Origin of the sequence: Streptomyces sp. NPDC051913 (genome assembly GCF_044593635.1) — a bacterium.
GTDB lineage: Bacteria > Actinomycetota > Actinomycetes > Streptomycetales > Streptomycetaceae > Streptomyces.
Genome location: NZ_JBIUCI010000018.1, coordinates 111703 through 127558 on the forward strand (window position 1 = coordinate 111703; position 15856 = coordinate 127558).

The 15856-nt window shown below is 71.9% G+C and carries 12 protein-coding genes; 6 read left to right on the forward strand and 6 right to left on the reverse strand.

What is annotated here, in order from left to right; genetic code table 11:
• Positions 1-170 precede the first annotated feature (170 nt).
• Positions 171-1010, forward strand: coding sequence for a GntR family transcriptional regulator (locus tag ACIHIX_RS38695; protein ID WP_399964795.1), 840 nt, complete (start codon positions 171-173; stop codon positions 1008-1010).
• Between the two features lie 34 nt (positions 1011-1044).
• Here the strand turns inward: ACIHIX_RS38695 and ACIHIX_RS38700 are convergent, their stop codons facing one another.
• From ACIHIX_RS38700 to ACIHIX_RS38710, 3 genes are all read right to left on the reverse strand, one after another.
• Positions 1045-2052, reverse strand: coding sequence for an MASE1 domain-containing protein (locus ACIHIX_RS38700; protein ID WP_399964797.1), 1008 nt, complete (start codon positions 2050-2052; stop codon positions 1045-1047).
• 50 nt (positions 2053-2102) lie between these two features.
• Positions 2103-2933, reverse strand: coding sequence for a PP2C family protein-serine/threonine phosphatase (locus ACIHIX_RS38705; protein ID WP_399964799.1), 831 nt, complete (start codon positions 2931-2933; stop codon positions 2103-2105).
• A 323-nt stretch (positions 2934-3256) separates the two neighbouring features.
• Positions 3257-3967 carry a TetR/AcrR family transcriptional regulator gene (locus tag ACIHIX_RS38710; protein WP_399964801.1) on the reverse strand — a complete coding sequence of 237 codons (711 nt, stop codon included), beginning with the start codon at positions 3965-3967 and terminating at the stop codon, positions 3257-3259.
• Between the two features lie 219 nt (positions 3968-4186).
• Between ACIHIX_RS38710 and ACIHIX_RS38715 the strand changes: the two genes are divergently transcribed.
• The 4 genes from ACIHIX_RS38715 (at position 4187) to ACIHIX_RS38730 (ending at position 8254) form a co-directional block, all read left to right on the forward strand.
• Positions 4187-5647: an MFS transporter gene (locus ACIHIX_RS38715; protein ID WP_399964803.1), complete on the forward strand. Its 1461-nt coding sequence runs from the start codon at positions 4187-4189 to the stop codon at positions 5645-5647.
• Between the two features lie 100 nt (positions 5648-5747).
• Complete coding sequence (locus ACIHIX_RS38720; protein WP_399964805.1) at positions 5748-6392, forward strand: TetR/AcrR family transcriptional regulator; 645 nt, start codon at positions 5748-5750, stop codon at positions 6390-6392.
• A gap of 7 nt (positions 6393-6399) precedes the next feature.
• Positions 6400-7194: an SDR family NAD(P)-dependent oxidoreductase gene (locus ACIHIX_RS38725; RefSeq protein ID WP_399964807.1), complete on the forward strand. Its 795-nt coding sequence runs from the start codon at positions 6400-6402 to the stop codon at positions 7192-7194.
• Positions 7195-7213: 19 nt separating this feature from the next.
• Positions 7214-8254: an NAD(P)-dependent alcohol dehydrogenase gene (locus ACIHIX_RS38730; protein WP_399964809.1), complete on the forward strand. Its 1041-nt coding sequence runs from the start codon at positions 7214-7216 to the stop codon at positions 8252-8254.
• A 92-nt stretch (positions 8255-8346) separates the two neighbouring features.
• Here ACIHIX_RS38730 and ACIHIX_RS38735 read toward each other — a convergent pair whose 3' ends face one another.
• The 3 genes from ACIHIX_RS38735 to ACIHIX_RS38745 form a co-directional block, all read right to left on the reverse strand.
• Entirely contained in the window at positions 8347-9537 is a 1191-nt protein-coding gene (locus ACIHIX_RS38735; RefSeq protein WP_399964811.1) for a beta-1,3-glucanase family protein, read from the reverse strand.
• A 232-nt stretch (positions 9538-9769) separates the two neighbouring features.
• Complete coding sequence (locus ACIHIX_RS38740) at positions 9770-10639, reverse strand: alpha/beta fold hydrolase (RefSeq protein ID WP_399964813.1); 870 nt, start codon at positions 10637-10639, stop codon at positions 9770-9772.
• Positions 10640-10728: 89 nt separating this feature from the next.
• Complete coding sequence (locus ACIHIX_RS38745; protein ID WP_399964815.1) at positions 10729-14046, reverse strand: right-handed parallel beta-helix repeat-containing protein; 3318 nt, start codon at positions 14044-14046, stop codon at positions 10729-10731.
• 176 nt (positions 14047-14222) lie between these two features.
• Between ACIHIX_RS38745 and ACIHIX_RS38750 the strand changes: the two genes are divergently transcribed.
• Positions 14223-15422, forward strand: a complete 1200-nt coding sequence (locus ACIHIX_RS38750) for a S8 family serine peptidase (RefSeq protein WP_399964871.1) — start codon at positions 14223-14225, stop codon at positions 15420-15422.
• The last annotated feature ends 434 nt before the right edge of the window (positions 15423-15856 follow it).

The following is a 15856-nucleotide window of genomic DNA, read 5'->3' on the forward strand; positions in this document are numbered from 1 at the left end:
GGACGTCAACCCCCGGTGCAGACAAGGACGTTGGGGTGCCGGCAACGAATGTGGCGACGGTCTCCGGTGGCCTGCGGCTACACTCCCCTCGTCAAGGAGTGACAACTGTCGATTGACCACTGGTCACGTGGTCAACCGGGAGGTTGAGGACTCGGTGCAAGGGGGAACGCATGAAGGCCGACGCGCCCGGCGCGGTGCTCAAGCGCGAGCGAGTCCGTGACTTTCTCCTCGATTTCGTGGAGTCCCGCCGTCCCGGAGACGCCATCCCTTCCGAGCGCGCTCTGTGCACTCAGCTGGGAGTGTCCCGTCCGACCCTGCGCGCGGCGGCGGACGAACTCGTCGCGGCGGGCCTGCTGGTACGCGAACACGGCCGGGGCATGTTCGTGGCGCCGGAGAAGATCACCCAGGAGCTCGTCTCCGCCGAGCAGTCCATGACCGTGCCGCAGGCCGCGGGCGCCTGGTCGAGCCGCCTGCTGGAGTTCACCACCATCCCGGCCGGCGCGCGCGTGGGCCGCAAGCTGCGGATCTCACCCGCCGCCGAGATCGTGTACGTCGCGCGCCTGCGGCTGGTCGACGGCGCCCCGATGGCCATCGAGCACCTGCACATCAAGGCCGAGCTGGTCCCCTCCCTGTCCGCGGCGGAACTGGAGGCCGGCGACCTCTACGAGCACCTGCGCCGGCAGCACGGCGTGCATGTGAGGGAGGCCGTGCAGGCGATCGAGCCGACGGTCGTCACGCGCGCCGAGGCGGAACTGCTCGACGTGCCCGAGCTGTCCCCGGCACTGCTCTTCGAGCGGCTCACCTCCGATACGGGGGGCCGGCCCGTCGAGTACGTCCACTCCCTCTATCGAGGTGACCGCTACCGGATCGTCTCCCGGCTCACCCTCGGCCCCGCGACCACCGCACCCCCCGACCGGCTCGGGCACCACCCGGGCATCCCCCCGGGCGACTTCGCCCACCGGGACGCCATCGCCTCCACGACACGGGGGGACATCCAGGCGGGACACTGAGACCGTACGGCCGTACGGCGATGGCGGGCGCCGGCTACCGGGGCCAGTCCTCCGCTTCCCCGCGTGGTGGCACCGGCCCGCCGCGTGGCGCGCTCCCCGCGGTGAGATGTTCGAGCACCTCGACCAGTTCCTGGCAGGCCCGTTCCACCGAGCGCCGGGTGTTGCGCTGCTCGGTGATCACGGCGGAGAGCAGCAGGGCCGTCAGGGCCATGGTGCCGTTGAAGGCCTGCAGTTTGATCATCACTTCGATCTGGTTCAGACCGGCGAAAGGGCCGACCCGCTCCGTGGCGGCGACGGTGGCCACGACGGAGGTGAGGAGCGCGCAGAGCATGCTGCCGGCGAGCTGGAAGCGCAGCGCCGTCCAGATCAGCAGGGGGTAGACGAGGAACAGGATGCTGAGGCTGCTGTGGGTGACCAGCACTACCGCGCCGCAGGTGATCAGGGCGAGCGCGGTGGCCTCCCGCCAGCGGGACAGGGGCGGGGGCCAGCGTGCCGCGTAGAGCACCAGGAGGAGCGGGGTGACGATCAGGACCCCCATCGCGTCGCCCACCCACCAGGCCAGCCACACCGCCCAGAACCCGTGGCCATGGAGCCGGTCCGTGATCACGAGCATGCCCACGCCCACTGTGGAGCTGATCAGCATGCTGGTCAGGGCCCCGAGGAACACGAGGGCGAGGCCGTCACGCAGCCGGCTCAGATCCGTGCGGAAGCCCACCGCGCGCAGCATGAGGCACGCGCAGACGGGCGCGGCCGTGTTGCCCGCCAGATTGCCGAGCACCTCGGGCCGCAGCGAGGTGAGGTGCATGATCACGAACAGGGAACCCAGTGCGATGCCGGGCCAGACGCGCAGCCCGAGGATCAGCAGGGCGGCCACCGCGATACCGGTCGGCGGCCAGATGGGGGTGAACACCGCCCCCTCGACGGTCAGGTTCCGCAGGAGCCCGAGGCGTCCCGCGGCGTAGTAGCAGGCGGCGACGGCGAGCGTCTGGAGGGCTAAGACGCCGGTCCAGTGCAGCTTGTCGTTACTCACCACACAAGCCATCAGACACCGAGCCTGCGGTTCCGGCGAGGCGGGAGCGCCGGCAAGCCGCCCTACTGGCGAGCTTCGGTCCCTGCGTGACCGATGACCAGTACGGCGGCGTCGTCCTCGTGTCCCACCTGGTCCGCGCCCCGGATCACGGCGGCGGCCAGCGAGCCGGCTTTGAGGCCCGCCACGGCGGCGATGCCGGCGAGTCGTACGACCTGGTCCAGGCCTTGGTCGACCGTCATGGACGGCCCCTCCACCACACCGTCCGTGAGCAGGACGAGCACGCCGCCCGTGGTGAGCCGGTATCGGGTCACGGGGTACGTCGCGCCGGCCTGGACGCCCAGCGGCGGGCCGCCCTCGTCGCTGCCGATCCCGGACTTTCCGTCCGCCGTCGCCCAGACGCAGGGGATGTGCCCGGCCCGGGCGCTCTCCAGGAGGCCGGTGGACGGGTCGAGGCGGAGGAAGGTGCAGGTGGCGAAGAGATCGGCGCCCAGGGACAGGAGCAGGTCGTTCGTCCGGGCGAGGAGTTCACCGGGCTCGCTCGTCACGAAGGCGAGCGCGCGCAGACCGACACGCACCTGCCCCATGAAGGCGGCGGCCTCGATGTTGTGGCCCTGCACGTCCCCGATGCACAGCCCGATCCTGCCGTCGGGAAGGTGGAACGCGTCGTACCAGTCCCCGCCCACGTTGAGGCCGTGGTAGGCGGGTACGTACCGGACGGCCAGCTGGTAGCCGGGAGCTGTGGGCATCTCCGTGGGCAGCATGCCGCGCTGCAGAGCGAGGGCCAGTTCGACCTGGGAGCGCTGCAGCTCCGCGTGCTCACGCGCCCGGGACGTCAGCGACCCGAGCCTGGCCAGCAGCTCGTCGCCGTCGTACGTGGGGTCCTTGCGGGACATGGGTCGCTCCGAAGGATTTTTACCCAGTTCATCATTTTCGCCCGAAAGGACGCATATCAGATGATAGCGGCGCTGCTCGGGTCACCGGCCGGGAAGCGCGTTCGTGCTGGTCGGGCCATGCGGCGAGCGTGAGGAGCAGGGCTACGGCCGCCAGCATCGGTTGGACCGCTCCCGCGTAGGGACGGGCCGTGCACAGGAAGCGGCGACCGGGATCTCGATGAGCAGCAGGATCAGGCTGATGCAGCCGCCGGCGAACCCGTCGCCTCGCGGTTGGCCGCGCCGACTCCAAGTCGTGGCCGAGCCGAGGCGTTGGGCGTACCGGGTCAGGGTGCGGGGCGTGAGCCGTTCGTGGTGGTGTCGGGCCTGGGAGCTTTGTCCTCATGGGGGCGGGGGCCCGCCTGGAGGCGCAGGCCCGCCAGGGTGAGGTCCAGGGCGGCGAGGAACTGCTCCCGGTCGTCGTGCTCGGCGAACTCGTCGGCGATCTCGTGGACGAACGGGAAGTCCGCGGGGTCGAGCGAGCGCCAGGTCTCCGCGTAGCGGCTGAGGTACTCCACGCGGTCCACGTCTCCGTCGAGCAGTTCCTGCGGGAGTTCCGCGCCCAGGTCGGCGGCTGTGCCGACGACGACGCCTGTGATCGCCGAGACGGCGTGGAAGCGCTGCCGCGGCGTGAGGTCGAGGCGCAGGGTCTGGCGGCCGAGCTTGTCGTACAGCCGCAGTGAGTGGCCCTGTACGTCGGTGTTGCGCATGAAGTAGGCCGCCAGCCACGGCCGGTCCATCATCGCGTCGAAGAGGACGACGGCCATCTCGCGCAGGTCGGCGATCGGGTCGTCGCTCTGCGGCAGTTCCTCGACGGCGGTCAGGATGCCGCCGACCGCGTGGTCGGTGGCGCGGTCGAGCAGTTCGTCCTTGTTGGAGACGTACCAGTAGATGGTCCCCACGCCCGTGCCGAGCCGGGAGGCGAGGGCGCGGAAGGTGAGCGCCGACTGGCCCGCCTCGTCGAGCAGCGCCACGGCCGCGGTGAGGACGGCCTCCATGGAGTGCGAAGCACGTTGGCGTCCCCGGGGGGAGCTCTCGGCGGCGGTACGTGTTCGCGGGCGTGGCATGGCATCCATCCAATCACAGACTTGCGCTCTTATCGAACGACGTTCTACTCTCGAACAACGTTCCAGTATCGAACGATGTTCGTTAATCGAATCCTGTTCCTTCGCCCGGCGTCGTTCGACGACGGGCGACGTTCCGAGGGGAGGCCGGCCATGACCGCGACCACCACCACCGAGTCCGCTCCAACCCGTACCTACTCGTCCCTGCGCGCGGCCTGGATCCCGCTGGCCGCGCTCTGTCTGGCCTTCTTCGTCGAGATGGTCGACAACACCCTGCTCTCGATCGCGTTGCCGACCATCGGCCGCGACCTCGGCGGCGGCACCACCGCTCTGCAATGGGTCACCGGCGCCTACTCGCTCACCTTCGGCGGCCTGCTGCTGACAGCGGGATCGCTGGCCGACCGCTTCGGGCGCCGACGCGTGCTGCTGATCGGCCTCGCCGTGTTCGGCGCGCTGAGCCTGTGCGTCATCGCCGTCGACTCCACCGGGCAACTCATAGCGCTGAGGGCCGGGCTCGGCATCGCCGCCGCGGCCATGGCGCCCATCACCAACTCGCTCGTCTTCCGGCTCTTCGACGACCAGGCACTGCGGATGCGGGCGATGACCCTGATGATCGTCGTCGGCATGTCCGGGTTCGTGCTCGGCCCGCTGCTGGGCGGCACGGCGCTGGCCCACTTCAGCTGGCAGTGGCTCCTGCTGATCAACGCACCGATCGCGCTGATCGCCGGCATCGGAGTGCGGCTCGGGGTCGCCGCCGACCGTGCCGAGGACCTGACGGACGACCGGCTCGACCTGCCGGGCGCCGTCCTGAGCGTCCTCGCCATCGGCCTGGCCTGCTACGCGCTGACCAGCGGCGTCGAACACGGCTGGCTCTCCGCGGTCACGCTCGCGTCGGTCTTCGGGGCCGTGGCCGCGGGCATCGCGTTCGTGCGCCACGAGCGGCGCAGCGCGGCGCCCATGCTGGACCTCACCCTCTTCTCCAACGGGACCGTCCGCGGCGCGGCCATCGCCCAGATCGGAACGTCCATCGCGATGGCCGGCGTGATGTTCGGGCTGATCCTGCACTTCCAGTACGCCTACGGATGGAGCCCCGTGCGGGCCGGCCTGGCGAACCTGCCGATCATCGTGACCATGATCGTCGCGACCCCGCTGTCGGAAGGGCTCGCCAAGAGGTTCGGCCACCGCGTCGCCTGTCTGGTCGGCGCGGCCTGCCTGGCCGGCGCGCTCGCCGGGCTCGCCTGGGGCGTCGACCACGGGTACGCCGCCATCGCCGCCTCCATGGTCGTGCTGACCGTCGGGCTGCGCACCGTCATGACGATCTGCGCCATCGCCCTGGTCGACGCGATGCCGGCCAACCGCACCTCGATCGGCGCGGCCCTCAACGACACCGCCCAGGAGGTCGGCACCAGCGTCGGCACCGCCGCGGTCGGCACCCTGATCGCCGCGCTGGTCACCACCCAGCTGCCCGCGGGCGTCTGGAGCGGTGACCTCGTGCGGTCCTTCTTCCACGGCGAACGGATCATCTACGGCGTGCTCGCGGTGATCGTCGGCCTGATCGCGGCCGGCGGCGCCCTCACCCTGACCGACTCGCGCACGGTGGAGGAGGCGGCCTGAGCCGTCCGGGCCGAGTCTCGATGAGGAGGATCTTCCGCTGAGTCTGATGTCCCAATGGGTCAGATGTCTCATTGGGACATCAGGGTGTACCGTTGAGGACATGACTGAGGACCGGCGACAGCGCAAGGCACGACAGACCAGGAACGCCATGGCCGTCGCCGCGGTCGACCTGATCCTGGAACGCGGCCTCGCACACACCACCGTCGAGGCGATCGCCGAGCGCGCGGACGTCACCCGCCGCACCTTCAGCCGCCATTTCACCGGCAAGGAGGACGCGGCCCTGGACTTCGTGCGCGGCGACGGCGACCGCATCAACGCGCTGCTGCGGGACCGCCCCGCGACCGAGCCGCCGCTGCTGGCCTACCGGCGCGCCGTGCGCGCCTGGCTCGCCGACGAGGAGAACCCGGCCCACCATCTGCGCCCCAGGATGCGCGCACTGCTGGCACTGGTCGACCGCGAGCCCGCCCTGTTCGCCGCGTACGAACGGATCCGCGTCGACGCCCAGGAGGACTCGATCCGCATCCTCGCCGAGCGGCTCGGCACCGACGACCTGCGGGACCTGCGCCCCGCCGTCGTTGTCGACGCCGCCGCCGGCGTCCTCACGGCCGCGCTGCGCCTCTGGGCGCGCCGCGCCGCCGATCCCGACTCGGGAGCCGCAGACCTCGCCGACCTGGTGGAACAGGCCTACGACGCCCTGATCTCGGAGGCCGCGTCCGCGACCCCCGACAGCACTGCCGAAGAGTGAGAGCACCATGAGCACCACCGAACACGCGACCGAGACCACGTCCGACTACGCCACCGAGTTCGCCGGGCGGACCGCCCTCGTCACCGGCGCCGCCTCCGGCATCGGCTTCGCGACCGCCCGCCGCCTCGGCGCCGGCGGAGCCAACGTCGTCGTCGCCGACTACAACGCCGAGGGCGCCGAGGTGGCGGCCGCCGCACTGCGTGCCGAGGGCGTCAAGGCCGCCGCGGTCGAACTCGACGTCACCCGCCCGGACTCCGTCGAGGCGGCCGTCGCCTTCGCCGTCGAGACCTACGGCGGCCTCGACCTGGCCGTGAACAACGCCGGCATCGGTGGCCCGAGCGCCCCGACGGGCACGTACGACATCGCCGCCTACGACCGCGTCGTACGCACCAACCTCGACGGCGTCTTCTACTCCCTGCGCTTCGAGCTCCCCGCCATCGAGTCCACGGGCCGCGGCGGAGCCGTCGTCAACGTGGCCTCCATCCTCGGCTCGGTCGGCTTCGCCGGCTCCTCCGCCTACGTGGCCGCCAAGCACGGCGTCGTCGGCCTGACCAAGGCCACCGCCGCCGAGTACGCCGCGAAGGGCATCCGCGTCAACGCGGTCGGCCCCGGCTTCATCGAGACCCCCCTGCTGCAAGGCATGGACCAGGCCGCCTACGACGGGCTCGTGGGCCTGCACCCGGCCGGTCGGCTGGGCCGCCCCGAGGAGGTCGCCGAACTCATCGTCTTCCTGCTGTCCGACCGCGCCTCCTTCGTGGCCGGCGGCTACCACCTGGTCGACGGCGCCTACACGGCCGTCTGAGCTGGACAGGAGCAACACCATGAAGGCACTTCAGTACCGCACCATCGGCGCCCCGCCCGAGGTGGTCACCGTCCCCGATCCCGAACCGGGCCCCGGCCAGGTCCTGTTGAAGGTCACCGCCGCCGGCGTGTGCCACTCCGACATCGCCGTGATGAGCTGGCCCGCGGAAGGATTCCCCTACGACCTCCCGCTCACCCTCGGCCACGAGGGCGTCGGCACCGTGGCGGCGCTCGGCGCGGGCGTCAGCGGGGTGCGGGAGGGCGACTCGGTCGCCGTCTACGGGCCCTGGGGCTGCGGGACCTGCGCCAAGTGCGCCGAGGGCAAGGAGAACTACTGTCTGCGCGCGGAGGAGCTGGGCATCCGCCCGCCGGGGCTCGGGGCGCCGGGCTCCATGGCGGAGTACCTGCTCGTGGACGACCCTCGCCACCTGGTGCCGCTCGACGGGCTCGACCCCGTCGCCGCGGTACCGCTGACCGACGCGGGGCTCACCCCGTACCACGCGATCAAGCGTTCGCTGCCCAAGCTGGTCCCCGGGTCGACCGCCGTGGTCATCGGCGCGGGCGGGCTCGGTCACGTCGCCATCCAACTGCTGCGCGCGCTGACACCGGCCCGGGTGATCGCGCTCGACGTCGGCGAGGACAAGCTGCGCCTCGCCCGTGAGGTCGGCGCGCACGAGGCGGTGCTGTCGGACGCCGGGGCCGCGGACGCGGTGCGCGGACTGACCGGCGGTCTGGGCGCGGAGGCGGTGTTCGACTTCGTCGGCGCCGAGCCGACCGTGCGCACCGCGGGCGCGGTGGCCGCCGTCGAGGCCGACGTGACGATCGTGGGCATCGGTGGCGGGACGCTGCCCGTCGGGTTCGGTCATCTGCCCTTCGAGGTCTCGGTCACCGCGCCCTACTGGGGCAGCCGCGGCGAACTCATCGAGGTGCTCGGGCTGGCCCGGGCCGGCGCGGTGTCGGTGCACACCGAGACGTACTCGCTGGACGAGGCGCCGCTGGCCTATGAGCGGCTGCACGCCGGGAAGGTCAACGGGCGCGCGGTGATCCTGCCGCACGGCTGACGCCGACAGAGCGCGTGAAGGGGTGAAGGCGATGGCGTGTGTACGTCATCGCCTTCCCGTCGGCGTGTGGTCCCGGTCCGGCCGGGGCGTCGTCAGAACGGCGACAGGGTGAGGGTGAAGCCGGTCGGGCGGGTGTCCTGGATGTACGAGGCGAAGTCCGCCACGTCGTCGAAGGCGAAGCCGTAGGCCCTGCCGTCCTGGGTCGCCGCGTGCATCGCCTTCGCGTAGTGGTTGGTCAGCTCGGCCTGGTAGAACGCGGCGGCGCCGGTCGCGGGCTGGGTGGCGTCGGTGAGCAGGGTCGAGCGGTTGAGGCCGGCGCCCAGGACGGCGGCGACGGGGCCGGTGGTGCCGTCGTTGGGCGCGGCGAGGTTGCCGTCGCAGAAGAGGACGTCGCGGGTGGTGGGCTTGGCGAAGGAAACGGAGGCCGGCCCGTCGAAGGTGAACCGCTCGCCGCGCACCCGCCCGGTGAAGGTGCCGGCGTTGGTGGTGACGGTGAGGTCCTTGCCGGTGTAGGTGCTCCACACCTCGTCGATGTACGGGGCGAAGTAGTCGGCGGCGAAGAGGCCCGCGTCCAGACCGTGGCCCGGGGCGATGACGCGGGTGTCGTCCACGACGAGCCGCGCGAAGTCCTCGATCTCCTTGACGGCGGCGAAGGCGGCGGCGCGCCCGCCGTCGCTCAGGGTGCCCGTCGACTGGTCCTGGTCACCGGTGAGCCGGATGTTCATCGGCACGCTGAACATGTCGACCATCGTGGTGTTGCAGAACATGCCGGCCGCGTTGTACGTGAACTCGGCGCAGTCGTGCAGGATGCCGTAGTTCGGGTCGGAGGCGACCCAGCCCGCGGGGTACTGCAGGGCCGCGTCGCCGTTGCCGTCGGTGACGGCCTTGAACTTGAGTTTGTCGCCGAGCGAGACATAGACACGGCCCGACATGTAGGGGAGGGACAGCGTTGTCTCGCCGCTGCTCGCCAGAGGTATGGCGTAGTCGGTGTAGCCGTCGGCCTGGTTGTCCGACAGGGAGACCGGCGCGAGGCCGCCGTCCGGGGTGAGCCGTACCTGTTCGCCGTCGAGGTTGCCGACGACGTACAGGTGCACGGAGGTGTTGTCGAAGGCACCGCTGTTGTTGCGCACGGTCACCGGGAGCGCGTCGCCCGCGGAGGTGCCGTCCTGGCTTGCGAGGGCATGTGGGGCGATGGTCGCGACCGCGGGGACGGCGACGGCCGCGCCGCCCAGGGCGAAGAGCATCTTGCGGCGGGTCAGGTTGCGTTGGTGACGGGGTGTCATGAGTGCTCCTTCGGGGCTCTGCAAAGGCGTTCAGCAGTGTGAGAGCGCTCTCAGATGTGCGTCGGCGATCCCGATGGGCCAGGACGATACGCACGACCGCGCGCTGTGCCAACCGGAACGCTGAGCCTCAAATCGCCCTGAGCTGCGGCTATTTGGAATCGTGGAGCAGCCCGAAGAACGTTTAAGGCGCGTTTAAACCGCGCTTAATCTCAGGCGGCGGCCCGGAGGTTCCTCACTCAGGCCGTCCGGCGAAGAATCCCGCAAGGGACGACGCGAGCGCTTCCGGAGCCTCTTCGGCCACGTGGTGCCCGGCGTCGATGCCGTGGCCCCGTACGTCCGGTGCCCACTGCCTCCAGATCTTCAGCGGGTCCCCGTAGAGGTCTTCGAGGTCGTCCCGGAGCGACCAGAGGATCAGCGCCGGGCACCGGATCCGGTTTCCGGCCGCGCGGTCGTCCTCCTCGTGCCGCCGGTCGACGGTGAGACCGGCCCGGTAGTCCTCCAGCATCGCCCGCACCACGTCGGGGCTTCTCATGGCCGCACGCCACTCGTCGTGATTCTCCTGCCCCATGATCTGAGGATCGCCGCGGTACCAGCTGTCCGGATCGGCGTTGATGACCCGCTCGGGGATGTCCGGCTGGGCGAAGAAGAACCAGTGCCACCACTGCGTGGCGAACTCGGCCGTGATGCGGGACAGGTGCTCGCTGAGGTGCAGACAGTCGATCAGCGCCACCCGCGCGACCGCGTCGGGGTGATCGAGGGCAAGACGCAGCGCGACACTGGCTCCGCGATCGTGCCCGGCGAGCGAGAAACGGGTATGGCCGAGGGAGCGCATCACCTCGACCACGTCACCGGCGACGGCCCGCTTGGAGTGTCCGGCGTGGTCCGCGGTGGGCGCCGGACCGGTGGAGCGGCCGTACCCGCGAAGATCGGGACAGACCACGGTGAAACCGCGGCGGACGAGGAGCGGGGCGACGCGATGCCAGGTCGCCGATGTCCTGGGGTGGCCGTGCAGCAGCACCACCGGCGGCCCTTCCCCGCCGTGGCGCACGAGAATCGATGCGTCGTCGACCTGAACCCGCCCGGTCTCAAAGCCCTCGAACAAAGCCCGAACCTCCCGCCCGCGTTGGCACGCCGTCACGCCCCGCGGGTTCCACCCGACTCCGTCCGAGAAACCGAGGTTCGGCGTCGGTCTCAGCGCGGGGTCGTCGTCGTGGGCCGGGGTGGCAGGTCCTCCGGGAGCAGCAGGCGCAGGTCGTCGAGGCCGGGAGCGGGGAGCTTGCCGATGCGGCCCGCCTGGTTGGTCATCATGGCTTCCAGCAGTCGGCGGGCCGTGCGCGCGTTGCCGAAGGAGCGGTCGCGGGGGAGGGCGTCGATGTGGGCGCTGAGGGCGTCGAGGGCCTCCGGCGAGCAGTCGTAGCCGTAACCCGAGGCGGATCGGGCGAGGATGTCGAGCAGCTCCTGGGTGGTGTAGTTCTCGAACTCCACGGTCCGGGAGAAGCGTGAGGCCAGGCCCGGGTTGGAGGCCAGGAAGCGGTCCATCTCGCGGGTGTAGCCGGCCGCGATGACGACGACCTCGTCGCGGCGGTCCTCCATCAGCTTCAGCAGGGTGTCGACCGCCTCCCGGCCGAAGTCGGAGGCGGCGCCCTCGGGCGTGAGGGTGTAGGCCTCGTCGACGAACAGCACGCCTCCCAGGGCGCGTTCGAAGGCTTCCTTGGTGAGCTGGGCGGTGTGGCCGACGTAGCGGCCGACCAGGTCGGCCCGTGCGACCTCGACGAGCTGGCCCTTGGGCAGGACTCCGAGGGAGCGCAGCAGGTCCGCGTAGAGGCGGGCGACCGTGGTCTTTCCGGTGCCGGGCGGGCCCGAGAAGATCAGATGGTGGCTGATCCTGGGTACGGGCAGGCCGGCGGCCTGGCGCTGCTTGGTGGCGGTGAGGAGGTTGACCAGGGCGGTCACCTCGTTCTTCACGGCGGTCAGGCCGACCATGGCGTGCAGTTCGGCGAGGAGTTCCTCGGAACCCGGTCCGCTCTCGCCGGCGGAACCGGTGTCCGCGGCCACGTCCTCGGGCAGCAGCAGACTCAGGTCGCTCTCCGCCGGGTTGGTCATGGCACCCAGCCGGTGGGCCTGCCGGTCGACCATCTCCTCGAACACCTTGCGCGCCGCGCGTCCGTTGCCGAACGCGGCGTCGCGCGGCATCCGCTCGTAGAGGCGACCCAACGCCTCCAGCGTCGCCGGGGCCAGTTCGTAGCGGTGCGCCGCGCACATGTTCTCGGTGATGGTCACCAGCTCGTCGACCGAGTAGTTGTCGAACTCGATGGTCCGGGTGAAGCGTGAGGCCAGGCCCGGGTTGGAGGCGAGGAAGGCGTCCATCTCGGAGGTGTAGCCGGCCGCGATGACGACCACGTCGTCGCGGTGGTCCTCCATCAGCTTCAGCAGGGTGTCGACCGCCTCCCGGCCGAAGTCGGCGCCGGATCCCTTGCTGTCGGACAGCAGCGTGTACGCCTCGTCGATGAACAGCACGCCGCCCAGGGCGTCGTTGAACGCCTCGGTGGTCTTGATGGCCGTGCCGCCGATGACCTGGGCGACGAGATCGGCGCGGGAGACCTCCACCAGGTGTCCGGAGCGCAGCACGCCGAGGTCCGCCAGGATGCCTCCGTAGAGGCGGGCCACGGTGGTCTTGCCGGTGCCGGGCGGGCCGGAGAAGACCAGGTGGCGGCTCATCGAGGGGACGGGCATGCCGAGCTGGAGGCGTCGCTGGGCGAGCTGGTTGAGGTTCAGCAGGGTGTGCACCTGGTGCTTCACGTCGGCGAGTCCGACGAGTGACTCCAGTTGTTCCAGCGGCCCTTGGGGTTCCTTGGCGTGTTCGCCGCCGCCGGGCCCGGCCGCCGCGACGTCCGGGGGGAGGGTGTCGCCCCAGGCGTCCGGTGCGCCGTTGCCGGCGCTGTTGAGGTCGTGCACGCCGAGCTGTTCGTTGACCCGGGTCTGGCGCAGGCCCGCGCCACGGTTGTCGCGCACGGTGCAGTCGGTGGTGGTCACCGGCTCGGAACTGTCGACCCGGATGCCGTCGCCGACGTTGCCGGTGAGCCGGCAGCCGGTCAGTGCGGCCCGGCCGCCGTTGGACACCAGTACGCCGTGGGCCCCGCACTCCGTGATCTGAGTGCGCAGCGCGGAGAGTTCGCCCCCGTTGTCCACGGCGAGGCCGGATCCCCCGGCGGCCTCGACATGGCAGTCCCGCAGGGCGGCGACGCCCGCCGTGCCGACGGACACGGCGGCGTCGGCCGGCTCGCGCAGCACCGTGTCGCGGATCTCGGGCCGGCCGCCCGAGGCGATCCGCAGCGCGGCGCCCCCGGCCCGGTCGACCTCGCAGTGCTCCAGGCGTCCACGCCCGTCCTCGACGACCTCCACGCCGTGTCCGCCCGGCGCGGTGATCCGGGCGCGGCGCAGCAGCGGGTTGGCCGCGGTGCGGATCCGGACGCCGGCGCCGGCCGCGTCCGCAATCAGCAGGGAGTCGAACTCCGCCGCCGACTCCTCCTCCAGCAGCACGGCGCAGTCCTTGTCGGCGCAGTCACGCACCGTGGTGCCGGTGAGGGAGGGGGAACTGGAGCCGACGACGCGGATCGCGGGGGCCGCGGCGCTGTCGAACGCGCAGTCCCGGAACGAACCCCGGGAGCGTTCGGTGACCGCGAGTCCGCTGCCCTTGGTGCGTGCGGTACGGCAGTTCAGGACCTCCGGATCGGCGGCGGAGCCGAGCAGGATGCCGGGGCCGGAGGTGTCCGTGACGGTGACCTGGTCCAGGACCGGTCGCGAGCCGCTGGTGACATAGACGCCGATCGTGGTGTCGTGGACGTCGCTGCGCACGACACGGGTGGCGCAGCGGCCTTCGAGGGCGATCGCCGGCTTGTCGGTGGCGGAGATGTCGCAGCCCTCCACCAGACCCTGCGCCGAGCCGTTGGCGAGGACGCCGTTGGCGCGGGCGTCGCGGATCCGGCAGTCCCGCACGGTCGTGTCGGCCTCCTCGCTGATGACGACGCCAGAGGTGCCGAGGTTCTCGAGGAGGGAGTCGGCGACGATGCTGCCGGTGGAGGCGGTGTCCACGACTCCGGCGCCGTCCGGGTTGCTGATCCGGCAGCCGCGGATGGCCAGCGAACCGGACTCCCTGGCCAGCACGGCCGTCCAGCCGGAGCCGATGACGGTGCAGCCGTCCATGGCGACCTGGCCGCGTGGCGCGTCGACCACGGGCAGGTCCTCGCTGCCGCCCCGCAGCGTCAGGTCGGTGAGCAGGACGGCGTCGGCGACCAGGACGACGGCGGTGCCCCGGCGGGGACAGATCTCGGCGCTGCCCGGCTCGCCGTCGGCGACGATCGTGACCCGGGTCCTGACGGTCAGGTTCTCGTCGTAGCGGCCCGGAGCCACGCGGATCACCGCGCCCGTGCGTGCCTTCGCCAGGGCGTCGCCGATCTTCTGGAAGCTGTCCGACCGGCCTGGGCAGACCCTGAGCAACTGCCGTGACACGCTGTGATCCTCCTTGTGGTGATGCGCCCGCCGGTACCGCTCCGCCCCATCGGGGCGCGGTCGTACGGTGGTGCGCACGCGGTGAACGCTACGGGACGCCGACTGTCAACTTCCAGGACAGCCAGGGGAGATGACGCAGGGCACCGGCGGGGTGCGGGGTGCACGTCATGCCTAGGATGTGCGCCATGCGCGCTGTTCGAATCCACCGTCCGCAGACCGCCGCGGCCGCTTCGGCGGTCGTCGCCGTGCTGCTGGCGGCCGTCGGGGCCGCTCCCGCGACGGCCGATTCCGTGGAACTTCCCGCCGTACGGACCTCGTTGGGCTCGGACGAGTCCTGTGCGACGGCCTCGGCCCAGCGGGTGGAGACGGAGCCGTGGGCGCTGACCTCGCTCGGCGCGCGCCGGGCGCTGACCCTCTCGGAGGGAGCCGGTACGACCGTGGCGGTCGTGGACACGGGTGTGAGCGAGAAGGCGTCCGGACTCTCGGGCCGGGTGACGGCGATCGGTGACGCGGGCAGCGACTGTGTCGGGCACGGCACCTTCGCGGCGGGGCTGATCGCGGCGGCACCCGACGGGGACCGTGCGGCGGGGCCGGCCGGGCTGGCGCCCCGGGCCCGGATCCTGGCCGTACGGGGCACGGACGAGCGGGGTGACATCACCGCTCAGCGGCTCGCGGACGCGATCCGCCAAGCGGCCGACGAAGGGGCCGAGGTCATCTACGTCGGCCGGGCGCTGGCCGACGGCAAGGCGGTCCTGTCCGCCGCGGTGGCCTACGCGAGCAAGAAGGACGCCCTGGTGGTGGCGCCGCTCGCGCCCGATGCCCTGGCCAAGGACCGATCCGGGCAGGTGGTGAAGCCCGAGCCCTGGTACTGGCCCGCCGCGGCGCCGGGGGTGCTGGCGGTGACCGACTTCGGGCCCGACGGCAAGCGGCCCGGGAACGCCCCTGTGGTCTCCGGGGCGGACCTCGCGGCGCCGGGTGACGGCGTGGTCGGCATCGGCCCGGCGGGCGAGGGGCACTACATCGGCTCGGGCGCGTCCCTCGCCGCGGCGCACGTCGCGGGAGCGGCGGCCCAGGTCCGTGCGCGCTACCCGGAGCTGTCCGCGGCCGAGGTGTCCCGGCGGCTGACGGAGGCCGCCTACCCGGCCGCCCCGCCCCGCCTCGACCCCTACGCCGCGCTGACCGCCGTGCTGCCGGAGACCTCCGGCACCGTACCGAGCCCCGAGGCGGCCGTGGTCCCGCGGGCCGCCTCGGTAGAGCCCCGCAACCGCGCCTTGGTGGTGGCCGCGGGCAGCGCGGGTCTGGTGGCACTGGTGGTCGCGGCGGCGCTGGTGATCCCGCGCGGACGTGCGCGCGGCTGGCGTGCGGGGGAGAACTGAGCGCGCCGGCGCCGGCCGCCTGCTGAGCCCCGGCGCGCCGGGGCAGCCGGGGAGGGGTGTCGTCTCTGATGCGAACCCGGTGGCCGACGGGGCCGGTTGGTGGCCTGGGCGTCCCTCTGGCTTCGGCCGCGCGGGCGTACGCCGCCGTTGCCCAGGTCCCGCGGGCAGGATGTTCGACTGCGGGGTGTTGGCGGGTTCAGGTATCCGTGCCGACGTGCGCGTGGCTGGCGGGTGGGGAGTGGTTGAGGCTTGGGGGGTCGGCCGGCCGAGCGGTGCCGGCCGCGTGCGGAGCCCCGGCGCGCCGGGGCAGCCGCCGAGGGGTGTCGTCTCTGATGCGAACCCGGTGGCCAACGGGGCCAGTTGGTGGCCTGGGCGTCCTTCTGGCTTCGGCCGGGACGGCGTACGCCGTCGGTGTCCGGGTCCCGCGGGCAGGA

Coding starts and splice junctions, on each gene's coding strand:
- ACIHIX_RS38695 (WP_399964795.1), top strand. CDS start 171: ATGAAGGCCGACGCGCCCGGCGCGGTGCTCAAGCGCGAGCGAGTCCGT.
- ACIHIX_RS38725 (WP_399964807.1), top strand. CDS start 6,400: ATGAGCACCACCGAACACGCGACCGAGACCACGTCCGACTACGCCACC.
- ACIHIX_RS38750 (WP_399964871.1), top strand. CDS start 14,223: ATGTGCGCCATGCGCGCTGTTCGAATCCACCGTCCGCAGACCGCCGCG.
- ACIHIX_RS38705 (WP_399964799.1), bottom strand. CDS start 2,933: ATGTCCCGCAAGGACCCCACGTACGACGGCGACGAGCTGCTGGCCAGG.
- ACIHIX_RS38710 (WP_399964801.1), bottom strand. CDS start 3,967: ATGGAGGCCGTCCTCACCGCGGCCGTGGCGCTGCTCGACGAGGCGGGC.
- ACIHIX_RS38720 (WP_399964805.1), top strand. CDS start 5,748: ATGACTGAGGACCGGCGACAGCGCAAGGCACGACAGACCAGGAACGCC.
- ACIHIX_RS38735 (WP_399964811.1), bottom strand. CDS start 9,537: ATGACACCCCGTCACCAACGCAACCTGACCCGCCGCAAGATGCTCTTC.
- ACIHIX_RS38715 (WP_399964803.1), top strand. CDS start 4,187: ATGACCGCGACCACCACCACCGAGTCCGCTCCAACCCGTACCTACTCG.
- ACIHIX_RS38700 (WP_399964797.1), bottom strand. CDS start 2,052: ATGGCTTGTGTGGTGAGTAACGACAAGCTGCACTGGACCGGCGTCTTA.
- ACIHIX_RS38730 (WP_399964809.1), top strand. CDS start 7,214: ATGAAGGCACTTCAGTACCGCACCATCGGCGCCCCGCCCGAGGTGGTC.